Source organism: Laceyella tengchongensis (assembly GCF_900182735.1).
Taxonomy (GTDB): Bacteria; Bacillota; Bacilli; order Thermoactinomycetales; family Thermoactinomycetaceae; genus Laceyella; species Laceyella tengchongensis.
Genome location: NZ_FXTU01000001.1, coordinates 376703 through 389411 on the forward strand (window position 1 = coordinate 376703; position 12709 = coordinate 389411).

At 54.4% G+C, this 12709-nt stretch carries 12 protein-coding genes; 8 read left to right on the plus strand and 4 right to left on the minus strand.

Annotated features, from left to right (window positions below):
- The first annotated feature begins 2 nt into the window (after positions 1–2).
- Genes QQZ12_RS01830 through QQZ12_RS01855 form a run of 6 tightly spaced genes read left to right on the plus strand, consistent with a single transcriptional unit; the run spans position 3 to position 7754 of the window.
- Positions 3–1247 carry an MFS transporter gene (locus QQZ12_RS01830; RefSeq protein ID WP_284723870.1) on the plus strand — a complete coding sequence of 415 codons (1245 nt, stop codon included), beginning with the start codon at positions 3–5 and terminating at the stop codon, positions 1245–1247.
- Positions 1248–1276: 29 nt separating this feature from the next.
- Positions 1277–3064, plus strand: coding sequence for an IucA/IucC family protein (locus QQZ12_RS01835; protein WP_284723871.1), 1788 nt, complete (start codon positions 1277–1279; stop codon positions 3062–3064).
- The gene (locus tag QQZ12_RS01840; protein WP_284723872.1) at positions 3061–4899 is read left to right on the plus strand and encodes an IucA/IucC family protein; all 1839 of its coding nucleotides are present in this window, start codon (positions 3061–3063) and stop codon (positions 4897–4899) included. The genes QQZ12_RS01835 and QQZ12_RS01840 overlap by 4 nt, the downstream gene beginning before the upstream one ends.
- Entirely contained in the window at positions 4886–5671 is a 786-nt protein-coding gene (locus tag QQZ12_RS01845; protein ID WP_102991757.1) for an HpcH/HpaI aldolase family protein, read from the plus strand. Before QQZ12_RS01840 ends, QQZ12_RS01845 begins: the two co-directional genes overlap by 14 nt.
- An 8-nt stretch (positions 5672–5679) precedes the next feature.
- Positions 5680–6915, plus strand: a complete 1236-nt coding sequence (locus QQZ12_RS01850; RefSeq protein ID WP_102993772.1) for a type III PLP-dependent enzyme — start codon at positions 5680–5682, stop codon at positions 6913–6915.
- The gene (locus QQZ12_RS01855; protein WP_284723874.1) at positions 6903–7754 is read left to right on the plus strand and encodes a ParB N-terminal domain-containing protein; all 852 of its coding nucleotides are present in this window, start codon (positions 6903–6905) and stop codon (positions 7752–7754) included. Before QQZ12_RS01850 ends, QQZ12_RS01855 begins: the two co-directional genes overlap by 13 nt.
- An 89-nt stretch (positions 7755–7843) precedes the next feature.
- On the opposite strand, the gene QQZ12_RS01860 is transcribed toward QQZ12_RS01855, so the two are convergent.
- From QQZ12_RS01860 to QQZ12_RS01870, 3 genes are all read right to left on the minus strand, one after another.
- Positions 7844–8440, minus strand: coding sequence for an ATP-dependent Clp protease proteolytic subunit (locus QQZ12_RS01860; RefSeq protein ID WP_102991759.1), 597 nt, complete (start codon positions 8438–8440; stop codon positions 7844–7846).
- A gap of 74 nt (positions 8441–8514) precedes the next feature.
- Complete coding sequence (locus QQZ12_RS01865; RefSeq protein ID WP_284723875.1) at positions 8515–8766, minus strand: hypothetical protein; 252 nt, start codon at positions 8764–8766, stop codon at positions 8515–8517.
- Positions 8759–9361 (minus strand): ArsR/SmtB family transcription factor, encoded by a 603-nt coding sequence (locus tag QQZ12_RS01870; protein ID WP_102991761.1) that lies wholly within the window; start codon positions 9359–9361, stop codon positions 8759–8761. Before QQZ12_RS01870 ends, QQZ12_RS01865 begins: the two co-directional genes overlap by 8 nt.
- 161 nt (positions 9362–9522) lie before the next feature.
- Here QQZ12_RS01870 and QQZ12_RS01875 point away from each other — a divergent pair, with 161 nt between their 5' ends.
- Both QQZ12_RS01875 and QQZ12_RS01880 read left to right on the plus strand, forming a co-directional pair.
- A complete protein-coding gene (locus tag QQZ12_RS01875; RefSeq protein WP_102991762.1) occupies positions 9523–10155 on the plus strand; it encodes a TetR/AcrR family transcriptional regulator in 633 nt (210 codons plus the stop codon).
- A 54-nt stretch (positions 10156–10209) separates the two neighbouring features.
- The gene (locus QQZ12_RS01880) at positions 10210–11829 is read left to right on the plus strand and encodes an FAD-dependent monooxygenase (RefSeq protein ID WP_284723876.1); all 1620 of its coding nucleotides are present in this window, start codon (positions 10210–10212) and stop codon (positions 11827–11829) included.
- Positions 11830–11874: 45 nt separating this feature from the next.
- Here QQZ12_RS01880 and QQZ12_RS01885 read toward each other — a convergent pair whose 3' ends face one another.
- Positions 11875–12402: a DUF420 domain-containing protein gene (locus QQZ12_RS01885; RefSeq protein WP_102991764.1), complete on the minus strand. Its 528-nt coding sequence runs from the start codon at positions 12400–12402 to the stop codon at positions 11875–11877.
- Between the last annotated feature and the right edge of the window lie 307 nt (positions 12403–12709).

Here is a 12709-nt window from a genome sequence, read left to right on the forward strand (position 1 = left end):
GAATGAACGGACTTGCCTGGAAGCGCAACTTTGTCACGCTGTGGACCGGACAGTTCGTCTCCACCGCTGGCTTGACGGTGATGGTGCCCCTGCTCCCCTTTTATCTGGGGGAACTAGGAGGGCAAACCGGCGCCCAGCATGGTTGGATGGGGCTGTGCTTGGCGGCGCCGGCGCTTACCATGTTTATCTTCTCCCCGCTTTGGGGGCGGATCGGCGATCGGATCGGCCGCAAAATGATGGTGGTCCGGGCTTTGATGGGACTGGCTTTCAGTCTTCTGCTCATGGGGTTTGCGCAGACGCCTTTGCAACTCTTTTTATGTCGGCTGTTGCAAGGAGCGTTTGGCGGCGTAGTGGACGCTTCGGCAGCTTTTGCCAGTGCAGAGGCGCCGCAAGGAAATAACGGGAAGACGTTGGGAAGCTTGCAGGGGGCGACCGCGGCCGGCTCCTTTCTGGGCCCGCTGTTGGGAGGGATTTTAGCCGATACGTTCGGTTATCGGACCCTGTTTGTAGCGATGGCTGCTTTGACCGGTGTCAGCGCTCTGGTAGCGGCTTGGCTCTTGCACGAGAGCAAGGGCGCGTCTACCGCCAGTCAAGCGGAGCCCCGTCTCCCTCTCTTCGCCGCATTGCGGTCGCTTGTGCAGAAGAAAGAAACGCGAGCCTTTATTGTGGCCGGGATTTGCGTGCAATCCGGCATCTACGGTTTGACGGTGATCTTTGCGCCTTATGTGCAAAGCATGACCGATGGAGGAGAGCGAGCCGCGACATGGGTGGGCGTGTTGCAGGCGGTTATGTGGTTGGCGACGATGGTAGCCTCACCGTGGTGGGGGAAACAAAACGATCACAAACCAGTGCGGCTCAACTTCTTTGTCGCTGCGTTGGGTTGCGGGATCAGCATTTGGCTCCAACTGCTACCCACTTCTGCGGCGTGGTTGATCCCACTCAGGATGGTGCAGGGGCTCTGCTTTGCGGCACTGCTTCCTTCCGTATATTTTCAAGTGAGCCGTTCATCCCGACGCCAAGACCAAGGGATGAACATCGGATTGACGAACAGCTGCTTGGTCGGAGGGCAAGTCATGGGCTCTTTGGCCGGAGCCGGGCTAACTGGATTTCTGTCTTTGCCGACGGTGCTTTTTTGTATGGGAAGCCTGTTCGTGTTGGGCGCGTGCGTGGTTGCAGGCGGCAGACCAACTAACTCGGATCGGACTTTCCATCTGCCCTTTGTATCGCGCAATGATCAGGTGAGCTGATCGCATCATCAATAGAAAGGTAGACGGAGATGGAACCAAATCTGTATCAGATCGCAGAACATCAAACAGTGGAACGCATTTTGAACGCCTTCATCCGAGAACGGGGCGATGCGGCCCTTTTCGCTGAGAGCGATGACGCACTTGTTCGTTGGATGAACTCACAGGAGCCGGGAGCGACGTGGCTGAGTTTGCCTCTGCCGAAACGGCGGGCGAAACTGTTGGGAATCGTTACATATTCATCGGTGTTTGGCCACCACCGGTATGGGAAGCAGTTTTGGATTGCGGACGCAGATCAGCGCGTGACCCCCGTGCCATCCGCCACCCAATTGATCACTTGGATGGTGGAGGAGCTGGCCGGGGAGGATGAGGCGGAGCCTGTCGCCGAACTGTTGGCTCAGATTCAAAACAGCATCGAAAAAACGGCTCTCTATCTTGAACACGCGTTGGCGCATGGGGTGCGGGATGGGTGGGATTTGCACCCGGAAGAAAGGCTGAAATGGATGGAACAGCGCCTGTTGAGCGGACATCCGTTCCACCCCACGCCCAAAAGTTCAGAGGGGTTCAGTACGGAAGATTTGCGGCGATTCGCCCCTGAATTGCAAGCGTCCTTTCCGTTGCACTTTTTCGCGCTCCACCCGGACTGGATCGATGAAGAGTGGACGGAGGGAACAGCTCCGGCCAAGGCGTCCATCTTGCCGCCGGACGTGGCTGAGCGCACCGCTCGTGCCATTCCGGAGGGCTACCGTCTGTTGCCGATGCATCCATGGCAGGCGGCATATGTGCGGCGGTTTTTAGCTTGGCGCACGGGATTGGAGCAAGGTTTTATTATCGATTTAGGCCAGCTAGGGCCGGAGGTGTATCCTACCTCGTCAGTTCGAACGGTGTGGAACGCCCGCTATCCCTATTCGTTCAAATTGCCGCTTCATGTGCGCATCACCCATTTTGTGAGGGAAAACACGGCAGAACAAGTGAAGCGGTCCCTTGATGCTAGTCGCGTGATGGCCGTGTTGCGTCAGGCGTGGCCGCATGCGTCCATGTCCGTGTTGGCTGAGGCGGGTGCGCTTCGGTTCAACCCTCCGGCAGACTTGGGTGGAGAGTATTCGCCAGCCAGCTTCAATGTGCTATTGCGGGAAAATCCTGATTTGGCCAAAGGGCGCACGCCGTTGGTGGTGGCTTCCCTGCTGGAATGTTGGCCCAACCAAAGTGAACCCCCGCTCTTGCAGGCGATTCGGCAGGCGGTTGGGGTGCCGGAAGGGCCGATCCCGTCGGAGCACCTGGCAACCTGGCTGTGCAAGTATGTGGAAGTGGTGTTCCTTCCGGCGCTAGATCTGTTTGCCAATGAAGGGGTTAGCCTGGAAGCCCACGTGCAGAATTCATTGCTTCATTTGGAACAGGGATGGCCGGAGCATTTTTATGTGCGGGATATGGAAGGGATCAGCATCAACCGGGACTTGGCTGAGGCCAAAGGGTATTACGATGGCGCGATCACCCCAGACAGCCCCGTTCTCTACTCCGGGGAGCAGGCATGGGAGCGACTGCAATATTATCTGATCACCAATCACTTGGGCCATCTTTTGCATGTCATCGCGTACTATGGACGCTGGTGTGAACGAGAAGCATGGGCGGTGGTGCGCGATCGCCTGGAACGGGAGAAAGCGGTTGCTTCTTCGCAAATGCGCCAAGTGCTGGAGAGATTGTTGGGAGCGCCTGTTATTCGGGCCAAAGCGAATCTGCTCAGCCGGTTCCAAAACCGGTCCGACTCGGCCGTTTATCTGGATTTGATCAACCCCATGCACAGCGAGGTGAAGGCGAAATGAAAAATGTATCCTATGCCTGGTTGGACGAAGCGTTGCAATCGCCGCTAGCCACTGAGGTACGCCGCCGCATCTTCCGGCAGCTGGTGGAGTCGCTGGTCTATGAAAAGGTGATTCCCTGCCGTAGCGAACGGCTCCAAGGAGAAGAACGGTTATATGTGATTGAGACAAAGCAGAAAGACGGGCAAGAGGTGAGCTATCGGTTCCGGGGTGTGCGGACAAAAACATTTGGGCGCATCCGTATGACATCTGGCTCTGTGCGTCGCCGTCTAGGTGAAGAGGAAGGGGAAGCGGTTTCCTTGCGCCAGTTTTTGCTTGATTTGCGCCCGATCTTGAAAGAAGTAGACGAAAGCAAACTGGTGCAATTCATCCGTGAATTAGAACAGACGTGGCTGAAGGACAGTGTGGCCCAATTCGTCCGGCACCGGGATGGGCTGGTTTTGGCAGGGTCGGATTACAATCTCTTGGAACACCGGATCATGGATGGCCACCCGTATCACCCGTCCTACAAGTCGCGCATCGGGTTTGACTTTGAAGAGAACATGCGGTACGGGCCGGAGTTCGCAGAAGGCATCCGCCTGGTGTGGCTGGCCGTGAAGCGGGAGGAGGCGCTTCTGTCATTTGGAGAGGCAGATCCAGACCAATTTATGATGGAACAGGTGGGAGAAGAGCGTTTTGCGGAGATGCAGGCACAGATCCGGGCCAAAGTACGGCGACCCGAGGATTACATCATGGTGCCTGTGCATCCGTGGCAATGGGAGAAGCACATCGTGCACCATCTTCAAGATTATCTCACGGCCGGGTCCATTCTGTATTTGGGCGAATCGGCGGAAGAATACGGGGCGCAACAGTCCATCCGCACCCTGGCCAATCGGACGCATCCGGAGAAACCATATGTCAAGTTGGCGCTCAGCATCGTAAACACCTCCACCGGGCGAATTTTGGCCCCACACACGGTGCAAAACGCTGCGCCGATCTCCTTGTGGCTGGAAGGGATTGTCACCCAAGATCCTTATTTGCGTGATGAACACCGCTTGATCTTGCTAAAGGAAGTAGCGGGGCTCTCTTATCATCCACCTGCGCCGGAATTGTTGCAGGCTGACACCTACGGCGTGATCGGTTGCATTTGGCGAGAGAGCTTGGAGTCCAAACTCCTCCCGGGTGAACGGGCCATTCCGTTCAACGCGTTGACGGCGTTGGATGTGGACGGCAAACCGTTTATCGATACCTATATTCAGCTGTCCGGACTGGAAGCGTGGGTGACAAAACTACTCCACACCAGTGTGTTGCCGCTGATCCACCTGTTGTATGCCCATGGAATTGCGATGGAATCCCACGCGCAAAACATGGTGCTGGTCTTAAAAGATGGTATGCCGGAGCGGTTGGCCTTAAAGGATTTCCATGATGGCCTTCGCTTTTCGCGCCAGCATTTGACCGAGCCCGAGCGTTGTCCCGCATTGCAAGGAACGCCTGAATACCATGCTCGCGTCAACCGCAATTCTTTCATCGAAACCGATGATGTGTTGCAGGTACGAGATTTTATGCTGGATGCCTTTTTCTTCATCAACTTAGGTGAGCTGGCCCTGTTCCTAGACAAATATTACGGGTTGGCGGAGGAAGCGTTCTGGAGCTTGGTTCACCAGACCATTCAAGCGTATATGCAGGCGTTTCCCGACCAAGCAGAGCGATACCGCTTGTTTGATCTTTACACAGAGACGATTGAAGTGGAGCAGTTGACCAAAAGACGGCTTTATCCTGACACAGAATTGCGTGTCCACGCTGTGCCCAATCCACTGGCGGACATTCGCCGACAGGAGGAAAACCATGCGATTCATTAACCGCACCAAACAGAAAATCGCTCGTGGCGAGCCCGTGTACGGCTTGTTTTGTTCCAATCCTTCCCCGCTGACTGTGGAGATGATCGCGGCGGCAGGATATGATTTTGTGATCATTGACATGGAGCATACCTTGACTAATCCGGAGACGATTCAACATATGATCCGCGCTGCGGAGGTGTTTGAGATTACGCCGTTGGTGCGCGTTCCTGAGCGTTCGCCAGGTGCCATCCTGCAAGTGCTTGACGCTGGCGCCCAAGGCGTGGTCGTTCCCCATGTCAGAAACCGGGCGGACTTGATGGAGGCGATGGAAGCCTGTTACTACACGCCCAAAGGCAAGCGCAGTTTAAACGGAGGCAGAAATGCGCGCTTTGGCGCGGACGATTTGCGTGAGGTGATGGAGCGAGCCAACCGGGAAGTGATGTTCGTCCCAATGATTGAAGACAAGGAAGCTTTGGAGCACTTGGATGAGATCTTATCGGTGGAAGGCATCGACTTCGTGCTGGAAGGAGCCGCCGATTTGTCGGGTTCTTTGGGAGTGCCGTGGCAAACCCAGCATCCAGAGGTTAAAGAAGCATTGCGGACATTGCATGAACGGGCTGTTCACCACGGGGTTCCATATGGCACCATACCAAGGAACAAGGCCGACCGGCAGGTATGGTGGGACAAAGGGGTTCGCGTGTTCGTAGTGGGCGACGACCGGGGGATCTTTTACCGGGCCTTGAAATCGCAGCTCAGTGAATATGTTGATCAAGTGCAGGTGGAAAAGCAATGAATAATCAGATGGAAGCGATTCTCACGCAGCTAAAAGAGACCAGTGGGCAACCGGTGTGCGCGTATTTGTATGACTTGGATCATTTGCGGGCGCATGTAAGCGGGGTGGTGTCGCAACTCCCTGAACGGTGTGAGATGTATTATGCGATGAAAGCCAATTCTGAACGCCCTATTTTGGAGGAGTTGGCGCCATTGGTACGGGGGTTTGAAGTAGCATCCGCAGGTGAAGTGAAAAAGGCACGACAAGTGGACGGCCAGATTCCGATCATCTTCGGCGGGCCGGGCAAGACGGACACAGAGTTGGTGGAGGCGATACGAGCTGGCGTGAAGTTGATCCATGTGGAGAGCATGCATGAGCTGATGCGTTTGGAACATCTGGCGGGACAGTTGAATGCGATGGTGTCCATCTTATTACGGATCAACTTGGCGGGCCCGTTTCCAGACGCGGCCACATTGCATATGGCTGGCCGCCCTACCCAATTTGGGATCAATGAGCGTGAAGTGCCGGAGATCATGAAGCTGTTGGCCCGGTGTAAGCATGTGCGGCTGGAAGGGTTCCACTTCCATTCCATCTCCAATCATTTGCATGAATCGAATCATATCTCCCTGTTGCGCATCTATGTGCAAAAGGCCAAACAGTGGGCAGACGAATACGGACTGGAGATCACGAGGCTGAATGTGGGTGGCGGTATCGGGGTCAACTACCAAACGCTGGAAGAGCAATTCGATTGGTCTTTGTTCGTGTCGCTATTGGCAGAGTTCGTGGAGCGCGAAGTGCCGGAAAATTGGAAGTTGATGTTTGAGTGCGGGCGATTTTTGACGGCTTCCTGTGGTTATTATGTGACGGAAGTGCTGGATCTGAAAGAAAACCATGGCGAACGTTACGCTGTCGTCCGCGGGGGGACGCATCACTTCCGTTTGCCTTCGTCATGGCAGCATAACCATCCCTTTGAGATCGTGCCTGTGGAGCAGTGGGCATACCCATTTGCCAGAAAGGAGTGGGAAGCGGTGGATGTGACGGTTGTAGGCCAATTGTGCACGCCTAAAGATGTGATGGCCAGAAAAGTGCCAGTGAGCCGCATCCGGATTGGGGATTGGATCGCGTTTCAATATACGGGCGCTTATAGTTGGTCGATTTCCCACCACGATTTCCTCAGCCATCCCCATCCCGCTCATGTCTGGGTTCGTCCGTCAGTGAACGAGTGGAGCGTGACGGGAAAGGTGGGGGAAGCATGGACATCATAGCTGCGTTAGAGCGCATTCCTATCCAGGATTTGCACCTTCATGAAGCACATGAACCGGGTCGGTTACAAAAGACATGCGACAGCATCCGCCAAGAAGGGATGCTGCGCCATCCTATTCTGGCCACTCCGATGGACGGGGGGTACCTGGTCTTGGACGGGGCGCACCGCTTGGCTTCCTTGCGCCGGCTCGGATGTGTTTATGCACCGGTGCAAATCATCGAGCAAGAACATCTCTCCCTTTCTGCATGGGATCATGTGGTACCTGACGGGGAATGGCTCGATCACTGGATGAAGAAGGCCAAGGTGCGATGCGTGCCGGAAGCGGAGGCGGCCACCGAGGAAGTGGTGGTCACGCTGATTCGCCAGCGCAAGCCTTATGCCCTGCTGTTACCTGAGGGTGAGGATTCGGCGGGGAAGCGCTTGTCCCTGTGGCGGAGTTTGGTAGAAAATTACAGCCGTCGATTTAAAGTGATCCGTTTGCCTTACGGGACGGGGATGCATCCAGATGAAAAGATGGTTTGTATACGGCATGTCGTCTGTGATCTGGAAGAAGTGATGAAAACGGTGATGCATGGAGAAGTGTATCCGGCCGGGGTTACCCGCTTCTTGGTCGAAGGGCGCCTGCTGAACTTATGCATTCCGCTTACGCTCATGGCCGATGATCCGTCTGCGCAGCGCGCTTGGGAGCAATCCTTGGCCCATTGGCGTTCGCATTTGCGCTGTTATACGGAGAAGGTGTATCTCTGTGAAGCTTCTTCTGGCACATTGCTGATGGGAGAGAGAGCTGGGCGGGCGCCAAATGTGGTTAGCGATGCCGCTCCCATCCTGTCCGCAAATTGAGGGCGGAGCGAGATGATGTTGCTTTTTGGGGCAACGATGAGAAAAACCCTGCGGCATAGGTGGCCGCGGGGTTTTTTGGTTGCGCAGGATCAAATCGACTTCATGCTCCCTGGTTGAATCACTTTGTCAATGATTCCATACTGCAAGGCTTCATCTGCGGTCATGTAGTTGTCGCGATCGGTGTCCCGTTCGATTTCTTCAAGTGACTTGCCGCAACGCTCGGCGTAAATTCCGTTGAGCACAGCCCGACTGTGCAAGATGTGTTTGGCCCGAATCTCAATGTCTGATGCTGGCCCTTGAATCTGTTGCACCCAAGGCTGATGGATCATGATTTCGGTGTGAGGCAAAGCCATCCGTTTCCCCGGCGCCCCGCCGACCAAAATGGTTGTGCCCATCGAGGCGGCGAATCCGATGGCGATGGTGGATACATCCGGTTTGATGTATTGCATCGTGTCAAAGATAGCGAGGCCGGCCGAGACGGAACCGCCGGGGGAGTTGATATACATGTGGATGTCTTTGTCGGGGTCTTCGGCGGCTAGAAACAGCAATTGGGCAATGACGGCATTGGCCAATGAATCATCAATGACTGACCCGATGAATACAATCCGGTCTTTTAACATCCGCGAATAAATGTCATAAGACCGCTCTCCTACATTCGTCTGTTCAACCACATATGGAATGTGCATGATTTTTCCGCCTTTCTAAACATGGGGATGGCATGGAATGATTCCCATGCGGAGCTTGTCGGCACAGTGGCGCTTCAAGCTGCGGACAGCATCGCGCGGGGGGAGGCGGAAGCACGCACGCCCCCAAACCCAGAAGAGACGATGCGGATAGTAGCGACAGCATCTGCTTGCCGAATGGTTTGCTCTTCGTGGAGCACTTCTCTTTGGATGGGAAAGGGGACGACTTGTTGCTCGTTGGAGCCGGTTGCGCGATGTTCCCAAACGATGGTTGCGTCGCTCTTTTCTTCCGCTTGGAGCGGAGATTTTTGCTCCTGTGCTTTATTCACTTTCATCACTCCCGGGGTCAAGGTCGGGGTACACCGCTAGCAACACTTGGTAAGGGTGGGAACCCGACGCTTTGGTCTGGTATTTGCTGATCAATTGCTTGACCAGCTCCACATAATCTTGCACAAACTGTTGGCGTTCCGCTTCGTCTTGCAAATAGACTTGCATGTGCATCGAGGCGCTGGGGACGGTTTCATCTTGGTCAACTTGTTCCATCAAGGCCAAAGCATCTTTTTTGATGCGCTCCGATGTGTGGATCAAATGAAGCAGGGAACCTTGGTCTTTCATTTTTTTTAGGGTGTTTTTTCCATAGGACAATGCTTCGGAAAGCAAAAAGGTGCGGGCCACGCTTTGATAAAGCACTTCCACCAAATTGCGCACCTGCCGGGTGCCCATGCGTTGAACCAAACCGACTTTTTCTAGTGCTTTCAAGTGGTAGTTGATGCGTTGCGGGGTTTCGCGGAGAAGCTTTGCCACCTCTGTCGCGGATGCTGGTTCCTTCAGGTGAGACAGGATTTCGGCTCGCAGCGGGTTCATCAGGGCGGAGGCTTGCTCAGGAGATTCAACTACATAGGTTTCGCGAATTTGTTGTTTCAAATGATCACCATCTCAAAACAATTGTATTACGTAAAAATATTTTATTACGTAAATCGGTCGTTGTCAATGATGCGGTCGCGGATGATGCTACAGAGGTGCGTAATGTTGAGAATTATCGTATAATAAAACTGTACAGTCTAGTTTGATTGGAGGGGTGCCTCATGGAACGTCCACTCAGTCCGCGCGCCCAAGCAAAGAAAAATCAGATTTGTGAAGCGGCCAAAAAACTGTTTTTGGAGTTAGGCTTCGCCGCTACAAGCATGGATGCCGTCAGCAGAGAAGCGGGTGTCTCTAAGCAGACGCTTTACGGTTATTATGACGGCAAAGAGGCATTGCTCGTCGATGTGCTAGAGCAACTCATTCAAAATCTGGCACAGGAGCGATTCTTTGCGCCGCCAGTGCCATTGGCTGATCGTACGCAACTTCGGGAAGCATTGAAACAGATCGCCGAAGCAGTGGTGACCAGTCTGATGCAGGTTGAGTATTTGGCGCTGGTGCGGGTGATCATTTCCGAATCCCCACGGTTTCCGCGTTTGGGCCAACTGTTTCGAACCACGGTACCTGAGCAGATGTTGAAACGGATTTCTAGCTTGATGCGGCAAGCGCAGGAGCGGGGCTTGGCTCACTTCCCTGATGCAGAGAGTGCGGCGCGGATGTTTGTTGGTCCTATACTTACGTATGTGTTGCTTGATGGGCTGTTCTCGCCTGCTACCCAGCCGCAGGCCCCGTCACCGCAGCAGATCGAAGCGGTTGTCGATTTGGCGATGAAAGCGATGGCGGTAGAATGTGTCTGAAGGGAAAAAACGCTGCCGTCTGATCCATTTTCACCCAAAGAGAGGATGAGGGGAATGGCAGAAGCGGTATCCGCACATGTCACTGAGGTACTGGTTGTCGGTGCTGGCCCTACTGGTTTGACGTTAGCCAATGAACTGGCTCGGCAAGGGGTGCATTGCCGGATCATTGATCGCGCCCTGGCGCCTTCCATTCATTCCAAAGCGCTGGGTGTGGTGCCCAGGACGTTGGAGATACTTGAGAAGTTTGGCATAAGCCAATCGCTTGTGGACCAAGGGAACAAAGTAAGAGGGGTAAATCTATATAGTCGGGAAAAACGTCTTGTTCATCTGGAGTTGGCGCCGCTTTTTCACAGTGAATACCCGTTTCTGTTGATTGTGCCGCAGTCGGTGACAGAAATCGCACTGTTGGAGCGGTTGGCCCGGTGGGGAGTCAAGGTAGAGCGCGGAGTCGAGTTGGTGGCGTTGGCCGCGAAAGGAGAGCACGTGGAGGCCACGTTGCGATCGGGAAACGGTAAGGAGGAGCGAGTGATCGCCAATTGGGTGATCGGTTGTGATGGTGCGCATAGTACGGTGCGCCACCAGTTAGGTATGTCGTTTGATGGGAGTGCTTTTGCGAGGAGGTTCGCCTTGGCCGATGTCGGTCTGGACGTTGATCTGCCCCGGGATGAATTAAACGCTTTTTGGGTGCAAGGGGGATTTGTCGGCATTTTCCCGATGAGAGAGGAGAGTCGGTACCGCTTGGTGTTCGACCTGCCGTCAGCGGAGGAAGAGGTGACCTTATCGGAAGTGGAACATGCTTTAGCGCGATGTGGCCTCGGGCGGGCGCGAGTGTTTGAACCCACATGGCTGTCGCGGTTTAGCATCAATCAACGGAAAACCAAACATTATCGCCAAGGACGGGTGTTTTTGGCCGGGGATGCGGCCCACATCCACTCGCCCATCGGTGGGCAAGGAATGAATACGGGCATCCAAGACGCCTTCAATTTGGCTTGGAAACTGGCGATGGTGGTGAAGAAAGAGGCACCAGTGTCATTATTGGACAGTTATGAGGCGGAGCGGGAGCCGATCGGCAAACGGATTGTGCAGTTGACGGCGCTAGCGACGCGCGCGATGCTTGTTCAAAACCCCGTGGCCAGGGGGATACGCGACCGGTTGGTACCGCTTGCAGCTGCCAGTCAAAAGCGGCAAGAGAAGATGGCAAACGGGCTGGCGCAACTTTCCCACTCTTACCGAAACAGCCCGATCGTGCGCGACCGACGGCCAGACCGAAGCGATGGCAGCCTGAGGGCTGGAGATCGCTTGCCTGCCGGGTGGCTGAACGCGAATGGCGTGCAGGTGCGCCTCTGGGATCTCTTGCATGATACCGGTTACACCCTTCTCTTGTTTGCGGGGAATCAATCGGGGGACGTGCTGGAGAAGCAGTGGGTGGAATTGGAGAGAAACATAGTGGACTGCTATGGGGACAAGGTTCGTGTGCAGGTGATTGGCTGGGATGGCTCAAGCTCATGCACCGTACATGATGGCGGAGGCGTGATCCACGCCATGGCCGGACTAGAGCAAGGGGGTGCGCTGTTGATCCGCCCCGATGGGCACATCGCTTTGGCTGTGGGGCCGTCGCCGGAGCGCGTTTGGGATGACATGGAACAGTGGCTTGTACCGACGGGGATGGAATAAGTAAAGCCCGCCTTCCGACGAGATGGGAAGGCGGGCTTATTTGCATCAATAATATGGAGAGATCAACAGATAGACGAGCACGCCGGTGATGCTCACATATAACCAAATCGGCATAGTGTAGCGGGCGATTTTGCGGTGTCTTTCTACATCCATCTTATATCCGAACACCGCCGTGTATAGCGCCAAGAATACCGTCGGCGCGGCCAGCACGATATGGCTGATCAGCACGATGTAGTAGATCACCTTGATTACGCCTTCGCCACCAAAGGGGGTCGATTCGGCGTTGAGATGATAAAACACATAGGTGATCAAAAACAAGAAAGTGCTGGTGAAGGCCGCGAAGATGAAGCGACGATGCATGGTGATGTTTTTCCGTTTGATGAAGATCAGCGCCCCCAACAGAAACAACGTGGTGAAGCTGTTAAAGACGGCGTTGAGCGCGGGCAAAAACGTCAAATCCAAATGGGAGAGCCCTTCATACTTAGGCATAAAAAAAAGCAGGGCAATGACGGAATTGAGCAGGATGGTAATGCCGACAATCCAGGGGGTGTATTTGTCTGTTTTCACTTTCATTTCACTTCCCACCAATCTGTGCGTGCGATATAATGATAAATTTGTAGACGAAAGCGACTCCCTGGCAGCATGGCTGTGGTAGGGTTTCGCTTGGTCATGCGTCATATTGGCTGATGTGTGCGCTAGGCTCAGCTTCCGGCTAACACGAATACTCTCACTGGCTATTTTAGAGATTCGCTTTGGGATAGTCAATGAAGCCGATGGTTACGTGACTGGGCCGTACCATCTGGCAACCTCATTTGTTCATCAATTCGCCACAATGATATGGGCATTTGTACAATTTTTTCTGTTGTTTTTTATACGTGCG